Source organism: Microbacterium azadirachtae (genome assembly GCF_000956545.1).
In the GTDB taxonomy this organism is placed as follows: domain Bacteria; phylum Actinomycetota; class Actinomycetes; order Actinomycetales; family Microbacteriaceae; genus Microbacterium; species Microbacterium azadirachtae.
In genome coordinates, this window is sequence record NZ_JYIT01000085.1 from 88216 (window position 1) to 108184 (window position 19969).

Genomic DNA, 19969 nt, shown 5'->3' on the forward strand with positions numbered 1-19969 from the left:
GGCCGTCGCCGCGGCGTCAGGCGGCACCGGCTCCGCGCGCCGCGAGGAAGCGCACGGCACGGTGATGGCCGGGGCCGTGGTGCAGCGCGGACAAGCGGATCGCGGCGCGGTGCGCGAGCTGGGGATCGACCTGCACGAGCAGACGCGCCCACTCGTGCCTCCTCGGGTGGGTGACCGGCCAGCGCAGCAGGTCGATGACGGTGCGCTCGGGCGTCGTCACCGTCACACCGCCCACGACCTGGAGGTCGACGGGATCCGGCACAGGATCGTGGACGATCAGACGCCGAGTAGCGGGCACACGAAGGCGCCGACCGGTCGCGCTCTGCACTTCGTGCACCTCGGGCGGGGCATCCCCGGCGCCGTGGATCCAGGCGGCGCTCATCCCGGCGAAGGCCGCTCCTCTGATCCCGGCGGTCAGGGGCAGGAGGGAGGCGGCGCGGAGGGCGGCGGTCTCCACCAGGTCTGCCGGAGCATACGACTCGCCGAGATCCACGACGTCGCCGTCGAGGCGCGCGGCCGAGAGCTCCGACACCGAGAGCCGATCGCCGGGCACATGCAGGAAGAAACCGCGCATCGCTCCAGTGTGCGGCACACGACACAGGGCGGGGATCCGAAGATCCCCGCCCTGTGGACAACTCCCGCGTGCGGGGCGTCGCAGCCGGCTCAGCCGCCGAGGGCGTCGAGCCAGGCGCGACGGGCCTCGAGAGCCTCCGTCGCCTCCTTCAGAGCCTTCGCGTTGCCCGACTTCTCCGCGGCGTCGCGCTCGGCCTCGAGCTTGGCGATCGCCTGCTGGAGCTGCTCGCTCATCGCGCCGGCGCGGGCCTTGGTCTCGGGGTTGTTGCGCTTCCAGTCCACGTCCTCGCGGGCCTTCAGCTCCTGCTCGATGACGCGCAGCCGGTCATCCAGCGCGCGCTCCTTCTCGCGGGGGAAGATGCGTCCGACCTCGTCCCACTGCCGCTGGATCCGGGTCAGCAGCGCGCGGGCCTTGGCGAGGTTGGGCTCGTCGGCGACGGCCTTCGCCTCCTCGAGCAGCGCGGTGCGCGCCTCGATGCGTGGCGCCGACTCGGCCTCGGTCGCGGCAGCCTGCTCCGCGCGGGCCGAGTAGAGGGCGTCTCCGGCCGCCTTGAACCGCGCCCACAGCGCGTCATCGGCCTTGCGTCCGGCGCGCCCTGCAGCCTTCCACTCGTCGAGGAGTCCGCGGTAGGCGGGGATGCCGTCCACGCCCTTCGGTGCGAGGGCTTCGGCGCGCTCGACCAGGCGGGACTTGCGGTCTCGCGCCGCCTTGTGCGTCTCGTCGAGCTCGGCGTAGAACGCGCGGCGCTGGCGATCGACCGTGGCACGCGCGTCGCGGAAGCGCTTCCAGAGCTGGTTCGCCACGCCCTTCGGCAGCCGGGGGCCGTTCTGCTGGTGGCTCTGCCACGCGTCGAACAGCGCGCCCATCTCCTCGGTGACCGTCTTCCACTGCACGGAGGAGAGGTCCTGCGCGGCGATGGCCTCCGAACGCTCGACGAGCGCGGTGCGCTCGGCGATCGCGGCGTCGACGGCGGCCTTCGCCTCCTGCGCCTCCGCGGCCGAGGCCTCGGCGAGGGATCCGGCGAGCGCGTCGAGGCGCGCACGGAGACCGGCGAGGTCGCCGACGGCTGCGGCGTCGGTCACCTCGGTGACGAGGTGCTGGGCCTGCTTGGCGAGATCGCCGGCGCCGGAGCCTCCGGCCTGCACCCGCTGCTCGAGCGTGTTGACCTTGAACGCCAGGTCCTCATACTTGCGGGCGAAGTAGGCGAGCGCCTCCGCCGGAGTGCCGTCGGGGTACTGCCCGACCTCGCGCCAGGTCTCGCCCTCGCGGACGGAGACGGTGCCGTCGTCGGTCACGCGGCCCCACTCCGCGGCGGCGGCGGTGTCCACCACGACAGGGGCGGCCGGTGCGGCCGGTGCGGCCGGCCGGATCGCCGATGCCGGCGGACGCGGCATGGCCGGCGGGCGCGGCGTCGCAGGAGGACGCGGCGCCGGCACAGCGGGCGCGGCGGCGGCCGTGCGCTCAGCGGGCTCCTCGGCGGGAACCTCGGCATTCTCGGCGGGAGCCTCGGATTCGGCGGCGGGCGCCTCGGCCGCAGTGGCTGCGGCGTGCGTCTCGGGCGCGTCGTCTGTCGCCGGCGCCGCGTTCTGCTCGGACGGCTGCTCGGTCGCGGGGTCTTCGGGGGTGTGCTCTTCGATGGACACGGTGAACTCCTTGCGCGGCGGGCCGCGGGAGGCGGAAAGGACAGCCTCAGCCTAGTACGCCGCGTGCTGCCGCGAGAGGGGAGCGGCTCAGCCGGCGGGCGTGTCCGTGGGGGACGGCGCCGGAGACGTGGCGGGCGTCACGGCAGGGCTGACCGAGGGTGACGGCGTGGGTACGGGGGCGGTCGCCTCGGCGTGGACGACCTGGCTCACGATCGCCCCCACGACGATGAGCGCGCCCACGACGACGGCGATCGTGTTGTCGCGCACCCGGCGGCGGACGGCTGCGGCGTGCAGGCCCTGGCGCGCCGCGTGCAGGCGGGCACGCTCCTGCTGGACGCGCGCCTGCTGCGCACGGGCGTTCGTCGGACGGCGAGCGGCCATGGATCCTCCCGGGATGTCGAGGAGAGAGCCTACCGCGCGCGGTGGGGCGTCGAGCACAGCCGGAGCGGAGCGAGTCGAAGTGCCGCGTGCTGAGCGAGCGGAGCAAGTCGAAGTGTCCGACGGCGCGGATAGCCTTGTGGTCATGACTCCTGGAGCCCCGCTGATGAGCGGCCAGACGCCGCTCGCGGTGCGGATGCGCCCGATCTCGCTCGACGAGGTCGCGGGGCAGCAGCATCTGCTGCGACCGGGCTCGCCGATCGTGACGCTGGCGGACGCGTCCGCGAAGACGGCGTCGAGCGTGTCGATGATCCTGTGGGGGCCGCCGGGAACCGGCAAGACCACCCTGGCCCAGGCCATCGCCCGCTCGTCCGGGCGTCGCTTCGTCGAGCTCTCCGCCATCACCGCCGGCGTGAAAGACGTCCGCGAGGTCATGCAGGAGGCCCTGAACCAGCGAGACCTGTACGGTCAGTCCACGATCCTCTTCCTCGACGAGATCCACCGCTTCACGAAGGCGCAGCAGGACGCGCTGCTGCCGGGCGTGGAGAACGGCTGGGTGATCCTCATCGCCGCGACGACGGAGAACCCGTCGTTCTCGGTGATCTCTCCGCTGCTCTCCCGATCGCTCCTGCTCACGCTGCAGCCGCTCACGGACGACGACATCGGGCTCCTGATCGACCGTGCGGTCGCGGATCCGCGGGGCCTGAACGGCGCGGTCGATCTCGACGAGAGCGCCCGCGCGGCTCTCATCCGCCTGGCGTCCGGCGACGCCCGCCGCGCACTCACCGGGCTGGAGGCGGCGGCGGCCGTCGCCACCGCGCCCGATCGCCTCACCGAGGACGAGACGGCGACGGTCACCGACGACGACGTGGCACAGGCCGTGGACCGCGCCCTGCTGCGCTACGACCGTCAGGGCGACGAGCACTACGACGTGATCAGCGCGTTCATCAAGTCGATCCGCGGATCGGATGTCGACGCGGCCGTGCACTACCTGGCGCGCATGATCGAGGCGGGGGAGGATCCGCGGTTCATCGCTCGGCGCCTGGTGATCTCCGCCTCGGAGGACATCGGTCTCGCCGACCCGCAAGCGCTCGTGATCGCGACCGCCGCGGCCGATGCGGTCGCGTTCATCGGCATGCCCGAGGGGCGGATCCCGCTCGCGGAGGCCACCGTCTACCTCGCGACGACGGCGAAGTCGAACGCGGCCTACCTCGCGATCGATGCGGCGATCGCCGACATCCGCGCCGGGGGTTTCGGCCGTGTGCCCGTGCACCTGCGCGATGCCCATTACCCCGGCGCCAAGCGGCTCGGCCATGGCAAGGGCTACCGCTACCCGCATGACAACGACGCGGGGATCGTGCCGCAGCAGTATCTCCCCGACGAGCTGCGCGGACGTCGCTACTATCAGCCCAAGGCGCTCGGCGCAGAGCGAGAGGTGCAGGCTCGTCTGGAGAGGATCAGGCGCATCCTGGGGGAGGGGTAGACGACATGGCCCGTGCCGTTCCGCGGATTCCGCCGGATCGCGACCTGTCCATCGACTTCGTCCGCGCCATCTGCCTGCCGGTCGTCGTGCTGCTGCATGCTCTCCAGATGGGCATCGCCGGCGATCCGCTCCGGGCCTTCAACGCCCTCGCGGAGTGGAAGCCGCTGACGGCGATCACCTGGGTCGGGATGATCATGCCCACGTTCTTCATCGCGGGAGGGTTCGCCGGGATCACCACCTGGCGTCGCGTGCACGGCGCCGGCGGGTCGGCGGCGGAGTACATCCGCGGGCGCATGCTGAGGCTCGCGCGTCCCGTGCTGCTGGCGATGCTGGCCGTGCTCCTGACCCTCGGCGTGCTCGCGCTGTGCGGGGCGGATCCCGGGTTCCTCCGCTCCTTCGCCTTCCGTCTCGCCGAGCCGCTGTGGTTCATCGCGGTGTACGCGATCTGCACCTCCTTCGTGCCGCTCATGGCCGCGCTGCACCGCCGTGCGGCATGGGCCACCTACTTCGCGCTGGCCGGAGGAGCCGTCGCCGTCGATCTCGCCGACCGGTACCTGCACGTGCCGATCGGTGCGCTGAACTGGCTCTTCGTCTGGCTGTTCGTGCAGCAGCTCGGCTTCGGCGTGCGGGATCAGTGGTACTCGCGGCGTCCTCGGTGGCTGCTCCTGCTCCTGGCGCTCGTCGCATACGGCCTGATGGCCGTCGCAGTCTTCGGGATGGGCTACGACCCCGACATGATCGCGAACCTCAATCCGCCGACCGTGCTGCTGCTCCTGCTCGGCCTGGCGCAGGTGTATCTCTTCACGCTGCTGCAGCCGACGATCCGCGCGGCGATGCGGATGCGGCCCGTGCTGGTGACGATCGGCGCGCTGGGCACGTTCGGCATGGTCGTCTATCTCTGGCACACCGTGGCGATGGCCGTCGTCGTCGGCGTGCAGCTGGCGCTCGGCCTGCCTTTCCCTCCCGTGCTCACGCCCACCTGGTGGATCACCCGCGTCCCGTGGGTGCTCGCGATCGTCGTCGTGATCGCGCTGCTCTGCCTCGTCGTCCCTCGCCTCGAACGCGTCTGGCCGCCGGAGCGCAGACGATCGATGCCGCTGGCGGGAGCCGTGACCTGCGCCGCCGTGCTCGTCGTGAGCGTCGGGTGGGTGCTGACCCAGGGGTACCTCTCATGGGGCACCGGGGTCGCGATCGCCCTGCTCGCCGCGGCGATCGCGTGGCTGACGGCGGGCGGTCCCGGATCCTCGTCCGAGCCTCAGCCCGGCGCGGCGGGCGGCCCGGCGGAGGTGCGCGCCGGCGCCCCGCGTCCCGGACCGGGCGCTCAGGCCTGATCTGATAGCATGGATCGGCTCGAAACAGAGTTTTCGGGCATCTCTCCACTCCTGCACCACCCTCTCGTCCGCCCCGGCGTGCGTTCGTGAGGGGCGGAATCGAGACGATACGTCCGCGAGCCGTGACGGACACGGCCGCGTATCGAAAGGAACACTTCGTGGTCACGAAGTCCCAGGACCGCCGCAAGGTGCGTCTGTCGCGCGCCCTCGGCGTCGCGCTCACCCCGAAGGCCGCCCGCTACCTCGAGAAGCGTCCCTACGCTCCGGGCGAGCACGGCCGCACCAAGCGCAAGGCCGACAGCGACTACGCCGTCCGTCTGCGCGAGAAGCAGCGTCTCCGCGAGCAGTACGGCATCCGCGAGAAGCAGCTGGTCATCCAGTTCAACGAGGCCCGTCGCAAGGACGGTCTGACCGGTGAGAACCTCGTCGAGCAGCTCGAGATGCGTCTGGACGCGCTCGTGCTCCGTGCCGGCTTCGCGCGTACCACCGCGCAGGCCCGCCAGCTCGTCGTGCACCGTCACATCCTCGTCGACGGCCAGCTCGTCGACCGCCCGTCGTTCCGCGTGAAGCCGGGTCAGCTCATCCACGTCAAGGCCAAGAGCGAGGGCCTCGAGCCCTTCCAGGTGGCGGCTGCCGGCGGTCACGCCGAGGTCCTGCCCCCCGTTCCGGGCTACCTCGAGGTCGAGCTCGACAAGCTGGAGGCCCGTCTGGTCCGTCGCCCGAAGCGCGCCGAGGTCCCCGTGACCTGTGACGTGCAGCTGGTCGTCGAGTACTACGCCGCGCGCTGATCGAGTCCCGCTGAGTTCAGCGAACTCTGCGAACACGCCGAGGAGGCGTCGGGGGCATCCCCGGCGCCTCCTCGGCGTTTGCGCATACGATGGAGACCGTTGTGACGAGCGGCCCGACCCGGAGGTGGTGACATGAAGAGCCTGCTGTGGTTCCTCATCGGTGTGATCGGCGGCTTCGTCGCCGCGCACTTCCTGAACAAGGACCCGCGCGGCCACGATGTGCTGGCCGCCGTCGACGACCGGATCAACGAGATCACGGGGATCTTCGCCGACGCGTTCCGCGCGCAGGAGGCCCGTCTCACCCAGGACAGCACCGCGGACTGACGCGGGACCCTCCCTCTCCCGAATTCGCGCTCCGGCGCGCCCTGACAGCAAGGACCCCCCGACGAGCATGAAGACCGCGGAGATCGCGCAGCGCTACCTGAGCTACTTCGAGAAGAACGATCACCTGATCGTCCCCTCGTCGTCCCTCGTGAGCGACGACCCCTCCCTGCTGTTCACCGTGGCCGGCATGGTGCCGATGATCCCGTACCTCACCGGACTGGTCCCGGCGCCGCACCCCCGCATCGCCGACCTGCAGAAGTGCATCCGCACCAACGACATCGAGGAGGTCGGTCGTACCGCCCGGCACGGCACCTTCTTCCAGATGCTCGGCAACTGGTCGTTCGGCGACTACTTCAAGGAGGGCGCGATCCGCTACGCCTGGGAGCTGCTGACCGGCTCCGAGAGCGACGGCGGGCTCGGCTTCGACGAGAAGGACCTCTGGGTCACCGTCTTCGAGACCGACGACGAGGCGGAGGCCATCTGGCGCGATGTCATCGGCCTGAAGCCCGAGCGCATCCAGCGCCTGGGGCGCGCGGACAACTACTGGAACACCGGCCAGCCCGGTCCCGGCGGTCCGGACAGTGAGATCTTCTTCGACCGCGGTCCGGCCTACGGCAAGGACGGCGGCCCCGCGGTCGACGACACCCGGTTCCTGGAGATCTGGAACCTCGTGTTCATGCAGGACTTCATCGACAACATCCAGGGCAAGACCGAGTTCGACATCGTCGGCGAGCTGCCGATGAAGAACATCGACACCGGCATGGGCCTCGAGCGCGTCGCGTTCCTGAAGCAGGGCGTCGAGAACATGTACGAGACGGATCAGGTCCGTCCTGTGCTGGATCGTGCGGTGGAGCTCTCCGGCCGTGCCTACGGCGCAGAGCACGCCGACGACGTGCGCTTCCGCGTCGTGGCCGACCATGTGCGCTCCTCGCTCATGCTGCTGTCGGACGGCGTGCGTCCCTCGAACGAGGGCCGCGGCTACATCCTGCGCCGCCTGATGCGCCGCACCGTGCGCTCGATGCGTCTGCTGGGGGTCGACGAGCCCGTGTTCGGCGAGCTCTTCGCCGCCTCCAAGGACGCGATGAAGTCGGCGTACCCGATCCTCGAGCAGGACTGGGCGCAGCTCTCCGCCGCGGCGAACGCGGAGGAGGAGACCTTCCGCCGCACACTCGACGCCGGATCCACGATCCTCGACCTGGCTCTGGCCGACACCAAGAAGTCCGGATCCGCGACGCTGAACGGTTCCGAGGCGTTCCTGCTGCACGACACCTACGGCTTCCCGATCGACCTCACCCTCGAGATCGCCGAGGAGGCCGGACTGAGCGTCGACCGCGCGGCGTTCGACTCCCTGATGCAGGAGCAGCGCGCGCGGGCAAAGGCCGACGCGCGCAGCCGCAAGCGCCAGATCGCGGACGTGTCGGTGTACGGCGACCTGCGCGCGAGGGGCGAGACCGCCTTCCTCGGTTACGACGAGCTGGAGACGGGGACCACGGTGCTGGGCATCCTCGTCGACGGGGCATCGGTCGCGAGCGCCGCCGAGGGCCAGGTGGCCGAGATCGTGCTGGCCGAGACCACGCTCTACGCCGAGTCCGGCGGCCAGGTCGCCGACAAGGGCGTCATCACCGGCCCCGGCTACTCCCTCGAGGTGCTCGACGTGCAGCGCCCGGTCCCGGGCCTGATCAGTCACACGGTCGAGGTCACCAGCGGTGTGGTGTCGGTCGACGCGCCCGCGACGACGACCGTCGACGCCGCCAATCGGCGTGCGGCCCGTCAGGCGCACTCCGCCACCCACCTTGTGCACGCCGCGCTGCGCGACACCCTGGGCAAGACCGCCACGCAGGCCGGATCGCTGAACCGTGCGGGCTATCTCCGGTTCGACTTCTCGTGGGGCCAGGCGCTCTCCGCCGAGACCAAGACGGAGATCGAGGAGATCGCCAACCGCGCCGTGCAGGAGGGGCTCGAGGTCACGACGCGCATCATGTCGCTGGACGACGCGAAGGCCGCCGGGGCGATGGCGCTGTTCGGCGAGAAGTACGGCTCCACGGTGCGCATGGTCGACATCGGCGGTCCCTGGTCGCGCGAGCTGTGCGCCGGCACGCACGTCTCGTCGAGTGCCGAGATCGGCCTCATCAACCTCGTCGGCGAATCCTCGGTGGGCGCGTCGAACCGTCGCGTCGAGGCCCTGGTCGGTCAGGACGCGTTCCGCGAGTTCGCCGCCGAGCGCGCGCTCGTCTCGCAGCTCACCTCGGCGCTGAAGACGCCGCGCGAGCAGCTGACCGAGCGCGTCGCGGACATGGCCGCGCAGCTCAAGGCGGCCGAGAAGCGCATCGCGCAGTTCGAGGCCGCGGAGCGCGCGGGCCGTGTGCCGGCGATCGCGCAGACCGCGACCTCGCTGGGCTCGGTCCAGTTCGTCGCGCACGACCTCGGCACTGTGTCCGGAGCGGACGACGTGCGCGAGATCGCGACCGGTGTGCGCGACACCTTCGGGTCCACGGCCGCGGTCGTGGCGATCTCTGGCGTCGCGAACGGACGGCCCATGGTCGTCGTCGCCGTCAACGACGCCGCTCGCGCCACGGGCGTCAAGGCCGGCGCCCTCGCCAAGATCGCCGCCGGTGTGCTCGGCGGCGGAGGAGGGGGCCGTGACGACGTCGCGCAGGGCGGCGGATCCGATGCGGCCGCACTGCCGTCGGCCTTCGCCGCGATCGAGCAGGAGCTGCGACGCGCGTGACCGGTTTCCGACGTGGTGTGCGGCTCGGGATCGACGTCGGACGGGCCCGGATCGGGGTCGCCCGCTGCGATCCCGACGGCCTGCTCGCGGTGCCTGTGGAGACCGTCTCCCGCGACGACTCCTCTGCGGCGCGGATCACGCAGCTGGTCGCCGAGTACGAGCCGATCGAGCTCGTGGTGGGCCTGCCGATCAACCTCCGCGGCGAGGACACCGCCTCGACCACGGACGCCCGCGACTTCGCGGTCGCGCTCGGACGCGCGAGCGGGTGCCCGGTGCGCCTGATCGACGAGCGGCTGAGCACCGTCACCGCCCACCAGGCGCTGCGCGCCTCCGGGCGCACGCAGCGCACCTCCCGCGGCGTCGTGGATCAGGCGGCCGCCGTCGTGCTGCTGCAGCACGCCATCGACACGGAGAAGGGGACGGGCAGGCCCGCCGGCGTGACCCTGAGTCTGGACGAGGAGAACCGCTGACATGTCCGACCGATCGGAATCGGCCGCCACGCCCGAGCGGGAGCCGGAGCTGCACGACCTGTTCGGCGCCTTGCCGGATCCTCAGGTGCAGACTCCCCGCCCGGTGGAACAGCCCGCCGCCCCCGGATCGCGTCGCGCCGCGCGCGCGGCAGCCGCGGCGGGCACCGCCGCGCCGGTGCAGGCCGAGGAATCCACGGCGTCCGTCGAGGGGGACGGGCATCACGGCGTCCATGCGACCCTTGAGGCGCTGTTCCATCATGAGGCGGAGCCGGCCGCGGTGCCGAAGCGGAAGCGCCGTCGAGGCTGCCTGATCGCGCTCCTCATCGTGTTCGTGCTCGTGGGCGGCGTCGCTGCGGGCGGCCTGTGGGTGTGGAACACCTACGGCGACAAGATCAGCGACACCCTGGGCTGGGGGCCGTCCAAGGACTACGAGGCGGGCCAGGCGACGGGCAACGCGCTCGTCACGATCAACAAGGGCGACGGCGGGCAGCAGGTGTCCGAGGCGCTCTACCGTGCCGGCGTCACCAAGACCTCCGACGTGTTCTACACCATGATGGTGAAGGAGAACATCGTCAACACGTTCTACCCGGGCGTCTACAAGCTGAAGCAGAAGATGACGGCGGCCGATGCGCTCAAGGCGCTGAACGACCCGAAGAACAAGATGCAGAACTCGGCCGTGATCCCCGAGGGGTACACGGTGGCCGAGACCATCGAACGGATCTCGAAGAGCGTGGACGTGCCGCTGGCAGACCTCCAGGCCGCGGTCCAGACGCCCGCCGACTACGGCGTGAACGCCCCCTCGCTCGAGGGCTGGCTGTTCCCGGCGCTCTACGAGTTCGGTCCCGGGGCCACGGCGAAGGACATCGTCTCGACCATGGTCAAGCGCACCAGGGACTCGCTCGCGGCGGCGTCCGTGCCGGCAGCCGACGAGCAGCGCGTCCTCACGATCGCCTCGATCATCCAGCGTGAGGCGCGCGCCGAGGCCGACTTCTACAAGGTCTCGCGAGTGATCCAGAACCGTGTGGCCCAGGGCATGAAGCTCCAGATGGACTCGACCGCGCAGTACGGCTACGGCGAGCTGCACAGCGGCTCCGCGAGTACGTCGGACGCCGCCCAGAACGACGACAACCCGTGGAACACGTACGTCATCGACGGCCTCCCGAAGACGCCGATCTCGAACCCCGGCGACAAGGCGATCGACGCGGCGATGCACCCGGCGGACGGGCCCTGGCTGTACTTCGTGACCGTGAACCTGGACACGGGCGAGACCGTGTTCTCCACCACGTACGCGGAGCACGAGGCCGCCGTCAAGCAGTGGCAGGACTGGTGCAAGGCGAACCCGGATTCGGGCTGCTGACGTGAGCGGATCCTCGCGGCTGGCGGTGTGGGGCGACCCGATCGACCACAGCCGGTCGCCCGATCTGCACGGCGCCGCATACCGGGTGCTCGGGCTCGACTGGGAGTACGGTCGGCGCCGTGTCGACGTCGCGGGCTTCGATGACGCGCTCGACGGCCTCGATTCCGCGTGGCGCGGACTGTCCCTGACGATGCCGCTCAAGGAGCGCGCCTTCGCCCGCTCGGAGGAGCTCGACGACGACGCACGACTCACCGGAGCGGTGAACACGCTGCTGCTCGGCGAGCGGATCCGCGGCTTCAACACGGACGTCCGCGGGCTGACCGAGGCGCTCCAGGCCGGGGGGCTCGGCGCGAGCCGCACGGCCAGGGTCCTCGGCGGCGGTGCGACCGCGCGCTCGGCCCTGGTCTCGCTGCTGCGCCTGGGCGTCACCGACGTCGAGCTCCGCACACGCCGGATCGCACAGGCGCAGGAGCTCGCCGGCTTCGGCGAGCGGCTCGGACTGCACGTGCAGGCGCACGCCCTGGACGAGGGGGTCGCCGCCGCGGTGGATCTGACCGTGTCGACGCTGCCCGGTGATGCGCTCCTGGACGAGACGACCGTCGCCGCGCTCGTGCCGGCGGGCGGCGCGCTGTTCTCCGCGGCGTACGCGCCGTGGCCGACGCCGCTCGCGCAGGCCTGGACGGACGCCCCGGTGCTGACCGGGCTCGAGATGCTGCTGCACCAGGCGGTCGCCCAGATCCGGATCTTCCTGCACGGGACGCCCGATGTGCCGCTGCGGGACGAACCCGCCGTGCTCGATGCCATGCGGGCGGCGCTGGGCTGACGCGCTGCGGGAGTCATCCGGGCGGGCGGGCGCCGAACGCATGGGAGACTAGGGGAATGCTCCGCGTGCTCACGGCCGGCGAATCGCACGGCCCCGAACTCATTGCCGTCATGGAGGGCCTGCCCGCAGGCGTGCCCCTGTCCCGCGAGGCGATCCAGTCCGATCTGCAGCGCCGCAAGCTCGGCTATGGACGTGGATCCCGGATGAAGTTCGAGCAGGACGAGCTCACGATCTCCGGGGGCGTCCGTCACGGATTCTCCCTGGGCAGCCCCATCGCGATGAGGATCGGCAACACCGAGTGGCCGAAGTGGGTCGAGGTGATGAGCGCGGACCCGGTCGAGCTGACCGAGAAGTCGCGCGGTCGCAGCGCCGCGCTGACCCGCCCGCGCCCGGGCCACGCCGACCTCGTCGGAATGCAGAAGTACGGGTTCGACGAGGCGCGCCCGATCCTCGAGCGCGCGAGTGCCCGCGAGACGGCGGCCAGGGTGGCCCTCGGCGCCGTGGCGCGCGCCTTCCTCGGCGAGCTGGGCATCCGGCTGGTCAGCCACACGCTCTCGATCGGCCCGATCCAGGTCCCGGAGGGGACGGCGCTGCCGACCCCGGACGACGTGGACGCGCTGGACGCGGATCCGCTGCGCTGCTTCGACCCGGCCACCTCCGCGCGCATGGTCGCCGAAGTCGACGCCGCCCGCAAGGACGGCGACACGCTCGGCGGCATCGTCGAGGTTCTCGCCTACGGCCTGCCGCCGGGGCTCGGCTCGCACGTGCACTGGGACCGCCGGCTCGACGCACGCCTCGCGTACGCGCTCATGGGCATCCAGGCGATCAAGGGCGTCGAGGTCGGCGACGGCTTCGAGACGACCCGCCGACGGGGATCCGCGGCGCACGATGAGCTCTTCGCGACCGGCGACGGCATCGCGCGCGGCTCCGACCGCGCAGGAGGCGCCGAGGGCGGCATGTCGACCGGCACCGTGCTGCGCGTACGCGCCGGCATGAAGCCGATCGCGACGGTCCCGCACGCCCTGCGCACCGTCGACGTGTCGTCGGGGGAGCAGGCCACCGCCCACCACCAGCGCTCCGACGTGTGCGCCGTGCCCGCGGCGGGTGTCGTGGCCGAGGCCATGGTCGCGATCGAGCTGGCGAACTCGGTGCTGGAGAAGTTCGGCGGCGACAACGTCGCCGAGACCCGGCGCAACCTCGAGGCGTACGTCGCCGCGATCCCGGAGGAGCTGCGCACCACGCCTGCCTCCGAGGCGGCGCTGATCCTGCACGATGAGCTCGGCTGAATCCGCGGCGCCCGAGACCCTGGTGCTCGTGGGCCCGATGGGCGCGGGCAAGACCAGCATCGGTCGCCGGGTCGCCCGCTCCACGGGACTGCGCTTCGTCGACACCGACAAGGCGATCGCGAGGGAGCACGGGCCGATCGCGGCGATCTTCGCCGAGCACGGCGAGGCGCGGTTCCGTGAGTGGGAGCGGCAGTCGGTCGCCGAGGCGGTCGCCGGCGGCGGCGTGATCTCGCTCGGCGGGGGGGCCGTGCTGGACGAGGCGACGCGGCAGCTGCTGCGCACGGTCCCCGTCGTGATGCTGATCGTCTCGGCGGAGGCCGTCACGGAGCGGATCGCCGGCACGGACCGCCCGCTGCTGCACGGCGAGGAGGATCCGCTGCAGCGCTGGAAGCGCATCTTCGCCGAGCGGCGGGCGCTGTACGAAGAGGTCGCGGACGCGCGCTTCGACACCTCGCGGGTGCCGATGTCACGGGTCGCGGACCAGGTGGTGGAATGGATGAGAGGACGAGCATGAGCGCCGAGCAGAACGAGGCGGCGACGGCGGAGGACGCCGTCACGACGATCGCGGTCACGGGAAGCACCCCGTACGACATCACGATCGGTCGCGGCATCCTCGATCGGGTGTCGGCGGCGCTCGCCCCCTCGGTGCGCAAGGTCCTTGTCGTGCACCCGCCGACGCTCGCCGACCGCGCGGCCGAGCTGCGCGACCGCCTCCTCGGGGACACCGCCCACGGTCCGCGCGAGGTGCTGCTGGCCGAGATCCCGGACGCCGAGCAGGGCAAGCGCATCGAGGTCGCCCAGTTCCTCTGGCAGATCATGGGCCAGGCCGACTTCACCCGCACGGATGCGGTCGTGGGCTACGGCGGCGGGGCCGTCACGGATCTCGCCGGCTTCGTCGCGGCGACGTGGCTGCGCGGCGTCCAGGTGGTGCAGGTGCCCACCACGGTGCTCGGCCTCGTCGACGCGGCCGTCGGCGGCAAGACCGGCATCAACACCAACGAGGGCAAGAACCTCGTCGGCGCGTTCTGGGCCCCGCAGGCCGTGATCGGAGATCTCGACGAGCTCTCCAGCCTGAGCCCCAATGAGGCGACCGCGGGCTTCGCCGAGGTGGTCAAGGCCGGCTTCATCTGGGCGCCGGAGATCCTCGACATCGTCGAAGCCGATCCGGCCCGCGCCGTGGATCCGCTCACTCCGGAGTTCCGTCGCGCCGTCGAGCTCGCGATCGGCATGAAGGCGACCGTGGTGTCCGACGACTTCCGCGAGGCCGGACAGCGCGAGATCCTCAACTACGGGCACACCCTGGGGCACGCCATCGAGCACGCGGAGCGGTACCGCTGGCGGCACGGCGCGGCGATCTCGGTGGGCATGCTGTTCGCGGCCGAGCTCTCGCGCCTGGCGGGCCGCCTGTCCGACGACGACGCCAATCGGCACCGCGCGGTGCTGGAGTCGCTGGGTCTGCCGACGTCGTACCGAGGCGGCGCCTGGCCGACGCTCCTGTCCACGATGCAGCGCGACAAGAAGAGCCGCGGCGGCATGCTGCGCTTCATCGTGCTCGACGGCATCGCCAAGCCCACGGTCCTGCAGGCGCCCGACGAGTCGCTGCTGTTCGCCGCCTATCAGGAGGTCGCCGAATGACCTTCACGGTGCGCCGCGTGCAGGCCGGTGAGTGGGGGCGGGTGCGCGATCTGCGCCTGCGCTCCCTGCGGGATCCGGTGGCGGCGCTGGCCTTCCTCGACACGTTCGAGAGCGCCTCGGCGCAGCCGGACGCGTTCTGGCGGCATCGCGCGGCCCAGGCGGCACAGGGCGGCCCGAACGGGCAGTTCGTCGCGGTCGCGGAGGACGGCGAGTGGTTCGGCTCCGCGACCGTGATCGGGGACCGGGATGCGGCCGCATCCGCGCTCGTCGTCGGCGTGTACGTGGCCGAGGGGCACCGGGGTGCCGGCGCGGTCGAGGCGCTGCTCGACGAGTGCGCGGCCTGGGCGACCGAGGGCGGCTTCACCGAGCTGATCCTGGAGGTGCACGTCGACAACCACCGCGCCCAGGCGGCGTACGAGCGCTGCGGGTTCACCCGGACGGGCGAGATCACCGAGCTCGAGAACGGGCAGGAGTACGTCATGATGCGCCCGCTCGTCCCCGTCGCGCGCTGATACCGTGAGCACGTGACCACGCCACGCCGACTCCTGCTCGTCAACGGGCCCAACCTGAACCTCCTCGGCACGCGCGAGCCGGGGATCTACGGATCCGCGACGCTCGCCGACGTCGAGCGGATCACGGCCGAGGCGGCCGCCGCCTACGGGTTCGAGGTCCGTGCGGTGCAGAGCAACCACGAGGGCGTGCTGCTGGACGCGATCCACGACGCACGAGCGGACTGCGCGGGAATCGTGATCAACGCCGGCGCCTACACGCACACGTCCGTCGCGCTGCGCGACGCCCTCACCGGTGTCGCACTGCCGTTCGCCGAGGTGCACATCTCGGACGTGTACGCGCGCGAGGAGTTCCGGCACCACTCGTACCTCACCGACGTGGCCGCCGTGCACGTCGTCGGGGAGGGCGTGCAGGGCTACGCCACGGCGACGCGCCGCCTGATCCGAGTGATCACGGGCCAGGCCGACGGCTGAGCCGAGCCCGACCCGTCGCTCCCACCGGTCGTCCGGCGGGCATCGCGTAGGATGGGACGTCGGTCGATCGACCGCGCAGACTTCAGGAACGGACTTCTCAGACCCATGGCATCCACTGCAGACATCAAGAACGGCGTCGTCCTCTCCATCGACGGCCAGCTCTGGAACGTCATCGAGTTCCAGCACGTCAAGCCCGGCAAGGGCGGCGCGTTCGTCCGCACCAAGCTGAAGAACGTCGTCAGCGGCAAGGTCGTCGACCGCACGTACAACGCGGGCGCCAAGGTCGACATCGAGAACGTCGACCGCCGCGACTTCACCTACCTGTACACCGACGGCGACAACTTCGTCTTCATGGACCAGGAGGACTACGACCAGATCAACGTCCCCGCGGCCACCGTCGGCGACGCGAAGAACTTCATGCTGGAGAACCAGTCCGTCCAGATCGCGCTGAACAACGGCAACCCGCTCTACATCGAGCTCCCGGCGTCCGTCGTGCTCGAGGTCACCTACACCGAGCCCGGCCTGCAGGGCGACCGCTCGTCGGCCGGCACCAAGCCCGCCACGCTCGAGACCGGCTACGAGATCCAGGTTCCGCTGTTCCTGGAGACCGGCACCAAGGTCAAGGTCGACACGCGCACCGGCGGCTACCTCGGCCGCATCAACGACTGACGCGTGGGCGCCCGGACCAAGGCGCGCAAGCGCGCCCTCGACATCCTCTTCTCCGCCGACGTGCGCGGTGACGACCTCGCGGTGACGCTCGCCGCCGAGGCCAAGCGCGCCGCCGCGGAGCCCGCGCGCGAGGCGTCCTGGCTGTACGGGCGCGAGATCGTGGACGGGATCATCGACCACCGCGACGAGATCGACGAGCAGATCACCACGCACAGCCGTGACTGGAAGCTCGACCGGATGCCCGCCGTCGACCGGGCGCTGCTGCGCATCGGCGTGTGGGAGATCCTGCACAACGACGAGGTGCCCACCGCGGTCGCGATCGACGAGGCCGTCGAGCTGGCGAAGGAGTTCTCGACCGACGAGTCCGGAGCTTTCGTGCACGGCGTGCTGGCCCGGGTCGCGCGCTCGGCCTGACCCGTTCGGCTCTCCGAGGGGCGCCCCCGCCCGAGCATGGCTCGGCCAGGGGCGCCCCTCGTCGTCGGGCGGCGGGTGTCCGCGGCTCGGGGGAGGATGGATGATCATGACCGCATCCGAAGCCGACGACTGGCGCGTCCTGCTGCCGCCCGCCCGTGCGGCCGGCACCCCGCTCGCCCTCGGGCTGGAGCTGCGGCGTCGTGACCGCGCCGACGCGCGGCACTGGGGCGCGCGGCCGCTGCGCACCGCGACCGCCCGCGATCTCGTGAAGGATCCGGGCGAGCTGTTCCTCGCCGCGCGGCCGCTGCGCCGCAACGACACCGGTGACTCCTGGGTGCAGTCCGACGCCGACTGGGACGCCGTGCGGCGACCAGGCACCCGCTTCCGAGAGGCGCACTCGCGGTGGTTCGCCGATCTGCTGAGCATCTCCCGTGACTCGTTGCTGTCCGGGACAGCGGGGGATTGGCTGCTGCTGGATCCGGTGGCGTCCCCGCTGCTCTGGCCGCACCTCGCCTCGGCGACGGAGGCGGGCATCGCCGTCGTCGCCACCGAACGGGGCACGCGGCTCCGGTGGTCCGACCGGGTGCGGGTGATCGTCGGGCTCGCCGGAACACGGGGCGGCGGCCTGAGCGTCACGGCCTCCGTGACGGAGGACGGCGAGGCGCTCGACGGTGCCACCGTCACGCCGATCGGATCGGGCGGCGTGTACGCGCGCCGCGTCATCGGCGCGGACATCGAGCTCGTGCTCGCGCCGGCGCCGCTGTCGGACGGCGTCCGCGCGCTGCTGTCCTCACCCGAGGGGCTCTCGGTGGCGCCGGTGGACAGGGCCGTGTTCTTCCGGGAGGCCTATCCCGTGCTGCGGCGGGCGGCGGACATCCGCGCCGGCTCCGGAGTGTCGCTGCCCGAGCCGCCGCGGCCCGTGGCGACCCTCGTGATCGACTTCCGGCCCGCCGATGTCGTGGCCTATGAGCTGTGCTGGGACTATCCCGGCTACCGTCGGTTTCCGCTCGACGAGCAGGCGACCGGATCCGCGATCCGAGACGCGGACGCGGAGGCCGAGCGCCGGCCGTCCGTCATCGCCGCCTGGGCGGAAGTCACCGGACTGCCCTTCACGCTCGGTGGCACCCTCCGCGACGCCGACGCGGCCGAGTTCGTCGCGGTCCTCGCCCCCGCTCTCGAGGAGCACGGAATCGTGGTGGAGCGCACCGGAGCGCCCCGGGCCTATCCCGAGCTCACCGGCGATCCGGCGATCACGGTCAACGTCGTGGAGAGCACGGACCCGGACTGGTTCGACCTCGGCATCGTCGTGCGGATCGACGGGCGCAACATCCCGTTCGAGCCGCTGTTCCGCGCGCTCGCGCTGCGCCAGGGCAAGCTCAAGCTCGTCGACAACACGTGGTTCTCGCTGCGTCATCCGGCGTTCGACCGCCTCAGGGAGCTCCTCGATGAGGCCGCGGAGCTGGCGGAGTGGGAGGCCGGTCCGCGGATTGCACGCACCCAGCTCGCCCTCTGGGAGGACTTCGAGGACCTCGCCGACGAGACCGTCACCGCGCAGGCCTGGCGTGCCGCTGTGGAGGATCTCCGGGCGGATCCGGGCGACGACCGCATCGCCGTGCCGGCCGGCATCATCGCGGAGCTCCGGCCCTATCAGCGGGAGGGATTCACCCGGCTGGCGCGTCTGTGGCGGCATCGCCTCGGCGGCGTCCTCGCCGACGACATGGGCCTGGGCAAGACCCTGCAGCTGCTCGCACTGATCGCGCACGCGCGGGAGACGGCGCCGGCGACCGGCGACTCCGACCACGGCGACGTCCCGTGGCTTGTCGTGGCGCCGACCTCCGTCCTGGACGTGTGGCGGCGCGAGGCGGAGCGGTTCGCCCCCGGCATGAAGGTGGCGGTGGTCGACCGCACCCGCGATGCGCACGGCGTGGCCCTGGCCGCGCACGTCGAGGGCGCCGACCTCGTCATCACGTCCTACACGCTGCTCCGCCTGGACGCGGAGGAGTTCGCCCGCCTGCCCTGGGCGGGCGTGGTGCTCGACGAGGCGCAGCACGTGAAGAACCCCGCCACGAAGCAGCACCAGGCCGTGGCCGCACTCGACGCCCGTGCCGTGTACGCGGCGACGGGGACGCCCCTGGAGAACGGCCTGGACGAGCTCTGGGCCATCCTGAGCCTCACTGCACCGGGACTGTTCGCCTCGGCGCGGAAGTTCCGCGAGGACTTCATCCAGCCGATCGAGCAGGGCAAGGTGCCGGAGAACGCGGAGGGCGCGCCCTTCCGGCGGTCGCGCATCGAGCTGCTCCGCCGCAGGATCCGCCCTTACCTGATCCGCCGCACCAAGGACCTCGTCGCGCCCGATCTGCCCGAGCGGCAGGAGCAGGTGCTCAGCGTCGAGCTCGCGCCCGCCCATCGTCATCGCTACGACACCGTGCTGCAGCGCGAGCGGCAGAAGATCCTCGGCCTGCTGCCCGACCTCGACCGGCAGCGCTTCATCGTCTTCCGCTCGCTCACGATGCTGCGGATGCTGAGCCTCGCGCCCGGTCTCATCGACGAGGACGACGCGGGCATCGCCTCGCGCAAGCTCGAGGAGCTCGCCGAACGTCTGCTCGAGCTGCGTGCCGAGGGCCATCGGGCGCTCGTGTTCAGCCAGTTCACCTCGTTCCTCACGCTCGCGGCCGACCGGCTCCGCCGCGCCGGGCTGCGGGTCTCGTACCTCGACGGCTCGACGCGCGACAGGGACCGCGTGGTGCAGGAGTTCCGCGAGGGGGATCAGGATGCGTTCCTGCTGAGCCTCAAAGCCGGCGGGACCGGGCTCACGCTCACCGAGGCCGACTACGTCTTCCTGCTCGACCCCTGGTGGAATCCGGCCGCGGAGGCGCAGGCCGCCGACCGCGCGCACCGCATCGGCCAGGAGAATCCGGTGTTCGTCTACCGCATGATCGCAGTCGGCACGATCGAGGAGAAGGTGCTCGCCCTGCAGCAGCGCAAGGCGCGGCTGTTCTCCGCGGTCCTCGACGACGAGGACCTCTTCGCGCAGACCCTCACGGCCGACGACATCCGGGAGCTGCTGAGCTGAGCGCGGCGGC

Annotated in this window: 19 protein-coding genes; 16 read left to right on the top strand and 3 right to left on the bottom strand. The window is 71.6% G+C overall.

Features of this window, described 5'->3' with window-relative positions; translation table 11 throughout:
* Positions 1-16: 16 nt before the first annotated feature.
* From RL72_RS16515 to RL72_RS16530, 3 genes are all read right to left on the bottom strand, one after another.
* Positions 17-574, bottom strand: a complete 558-nt coding sequence (locus RL72_RS16515) for a type IV toxin-antitoxin system AbiEi family antitoxin (RefSeq protein ID WP_052674468.1) — start codon at positions 572-574, stop codon at positions 17-19.
* Between the two features lie 89 nt (positions 575-663).
* Positions 664-2217 (bottom strand): DUF349 domain-containing protein, encoded by a 1554-nt coding sequence (locus tag RL72_RS16520; protein ID WP_374700506.1) that lies wholly within the window; start codon positions 2215-2217, stop codon positions 664-666.
* 87 nt (positions 2218-2304) lie between these two features.
* Positions 2305-2598: a hypothetical protein gene (locus RL72_RS16530; RefSeq protein WP_045251974.1), complete on the bottom strand. Its 294-nt coding sequence runs from the start codon at positions 2596-2598 to the stop codon at positions 2305-2307.
* A 142-nt stretch (positions 2599-2740) separates the two neighbouring features.
* Here RL72_RS16530 and RL72_RS16535 point away from each other — a divergent pair, with 142 nt between their 5' ends.
* From RL72_RS16535 to RL72_RS16610, 16 genes are all read left to right on the top strand, one after another.
* Positions 2741-4078, top strand: a complete 1338-nt coding sequence (locus RL72_RS16535; protein WP_082072486.1) for a replication-associated recombination protein A — start codon at positions 2741-2743, stop codon at positions 4076-4078.
* Positions 4079-4083: 5 nt separating this feature from the next.
* Positions 4084-5409, top strand: a complete 1326-nt coding sequence (locus tag RL72_RS16540; RefSeq protein ID WP_052674469.1) for an acyltransferase family protein — start codon at positions 4084-4086, stop codon at positions 5407-5409.
* Positions 5410-5567: 158 nt separating this feature from the next.
* Positions 5568-6197: a 30S ribosomal protein S4 gene (gene rpsD, locus RL72_RS16545; RefSeq protein ID WP_052674487.1), complete on the top strand. Its 630-nt coding sequence runs from the start codon at positions 5568-5570 to the stop codon at positions 6195-6197.
* A 132-nt stretch (positions 6198-6329) separates the two neighbouring features.
* Positions 6330-6521 carry a hypothetical protein gene (locus tag RL72_RS16550; RefSeq protein WP_045251975.1) on the top strand — a complete coding sequence of 64 codons (192 nt, stop codon included), beginning with the start codon at positions 6330-6332 and terminating at the stop codon, positions 6519-6521.
* Positions 6522-6588: 67 nt separating this feature from the next.
* A complete protein-coding gene (gene alaS, locus RL72_RS16555; protein WP_045251976.1) occupies positions 6589-9249 on the top strand; it encodes an alanine--tRNA ligase in 2661 nt (886 codons plus the stop codon).
* Positions 9246-9719, top strand: a complete 474-nt coding sequence (gene ruvX / locus RL72_RS16560) for a Holliday junction resolvase RuvX (RefSeq protein ID WP_045251977.1) — start codon at positions 9246-9248, stop codon at positions 9717-9719. The genes alaS and ruvX overlap by 4 nt, the downstream gene beginning before the upstream one ends.
* A gap of 1 nt (position 9720) precedes the next feature.
* Positions 9721-11076, top strand: a complete 1356-nt coding sequence (gene mltG, locus RL72_RS16565; protein ID WP_045251978.1) for an endolytic transglycosylase MltG — start codon at positions 9721-9723, stop codon at positions 11074-11076.
* A 1-nt stretch (position 11077) separates the two neighbouring features.
* Positions 11078-11899, top strand: coding sequence for a shikimate dehydrogenase (locus tag RL72_RS16570; protein WP_156156829.1), 822 nt, complete (start codon positions 11078-11080; stop codon positions 11897-11899).
* 56 nt (positions 11900-11955) lie between these two features.
* Complete coding sequence (gene aroC, locus RL72_RS16575) at positions 11956-13185, top strand: chorismate synthase (protein ID WP_045251980.1); 1230 nt, start codon at positions 11956-11958, stop codon at positions 13183-13185.
* Positions 13172-13699 (top strand): shikimate kinase, encoded by a 528-nt coding sequence (locus RL72_RS16580; RefSeq protein WP_045251981.1) that lies wholly within the window; start codon positions 13172-13174, stop codon positions 13697-13699. Before aroC ends, RL72_RS16580 begins: the two co-directional genes overlap by 14 nt.
* The gene (gene aroB / locus RL72_RS16585; protein WP_045251982.1) at positions 13696-14820 is read left to right on the top strand and encodes a 3-dehydroquinate synthase; all 1125 of its coding nucleotides are present in this window, start codon (positions 13696-13698) and stop codon (positions 14818-14820) included. Before RL72_RS16580 ends, aroB begins: the two co-directional genes overlap by 4 nt.
* Entirely contained in the window at positions 14817-15332 is a 516-nt protein-coding gene (locus RL72_RS16590; protein ID WP_045251983.1) for a GNAT family N-acetyltransferase, read from the top strand. Before aroB ends, RL72_RS16590 begins: the two co-directional genes overlap by 4 nt.
* A gap of 12 nt (positions 15333-15344) precedes the next feature.
* The gene (gene aroQ, locus RL72_RS16595; protein WP_045251984.1) at positions 15345-15803 is read left to right on the top strand and encodes a type II 3-dehydroquinate dehydratase; all 459 of its coding nucleotides are present in this window, start codon (positions 15345-15347) and stop codon (positions 15801-15803) included.
* A gap of 105 nt (positions 15804-15908) precedes the next feature.
* Positions 15909-16472, top strand: a complete 564-nt coding sequence (efp, locus tag RL72_RS16600; protein WP_045251985.1) for an elongation factor P — start codon at positions 15909-15911, stop codon at positions 16470-16472.
* Between the two features lie 3 nt (positions 16473-16475).
* On the top strand, positions 16476-16886 hold the full coding sequence (nusB, locus tag RL72_RS16605; protein ID WP_045251986.1) for a transcription antitermination factor NusB: 411 nt from the start codon (positions 16476-16478) through the stop codon (positions 16884-16886).
* Between the two features lie 106 nt (positions 16887-16992).
* Positions 16993-19959: a DEAD/DEAH box helicase gene (locus tag RL72_RS16610; protein WP_248700506.1), complete on the top strand. Its 2967-nt coding sequence runs from the start codon at positions 16993-16995 to the stop codon at positions 19957-19959.
* Positions 19960-19969: the final 10 nt, after the last annotated feature.

Bases quoted from the DNA above. Each gene is read 5' to 3' on its own strand.
- RL72_RS16515 (WP_052674468.1), bottom strand. From the start codon at position 574: ATGCGCGGTTTCTTCCTGCATGTGCCCGGCGATCGGCTCTCGGTGTCG.
- RL72_RS16530 (WP_045251974.1), bottom strand. From the start codon at position 2,598: ATGGCCGCTCGCCGTCCGACGAACGCCCGTGCGCAGCAGGCGCGCGTC.
- RL72_RS16535 (WP_082072486.1), top strand. From the start codon at position 2,741: ATGACTCCTGGAGCCCCGCTGATGAGCGGCCAGACGCCGCTCGCGGTG.
- RL72_RS16540 (WP_052674469.1), top strand. From the start codon at position 4,084: ATGGCCCGTGCCGTTCCGCGGATTCCGCCGGATCGCGACCTGTCCATC.
- RL72_RS16550 (WP_045251975.1), top strand. From the start codon at position 6,330: ATGAAGAGCCTGCTGTGGTTCCTCATCGGTGTGATCGGCGGCTTCGTC.
- alaS (WP_045251976.1), top strand. From the start codon at position 6,589: ATGAAGACCGCGGAGATCGCGCAGCGCTACCTGAGCTACTTCGAGAAG.
- mltG (WP_045251978.1), top strand. From the start codon at position 9,721: ATGTCCGACCGATCGGAATCGGCCGCCACGCCCGAGCGGGAGCCGGAG.
- aroC (WP_045251980.1), top strand. From the start codon at position 11,956: ATGCTCCGCGTGCTCACGGCCGGCGAATCGCACGGCCCCGAACTCATT.
- RL72_RS16580 (WP_045251981.1), top strand. From the start codon at position 13,172: ATGAGCTCGGCTGAATCCGCGGCGCCCGAGACCCTGGTGCTCGTGGGC.
- aroB (WP_045251982.1), top strand. From the start codon at position 13,696: ATGAGCGCCGAGCAGAACGAGGCGGCGACGGCGGAGGACGCCGTCACG.
- RL72_RS16590 (WP_045251983.1), top strand. From the start codon at position 14,817: ATGACCTTCACGGTGCGCCGCGTGCAGGCCGGTGAGTGGGGGCGGGTG.
- efp (WP_045251985.1), top strand. From the start codon at position 15,909: ATGGCATCCACTGCAGACATCAAGAACGGCGTCGTCCTCTCCATCGAC.
- RL72_RS16610 (WP_248700506.1), top strand. From the start codon at position 16,993: ATGACCGCATCCGAAGCCGACGACTGGCGCGTCCTGCTGCCGCCCGCC.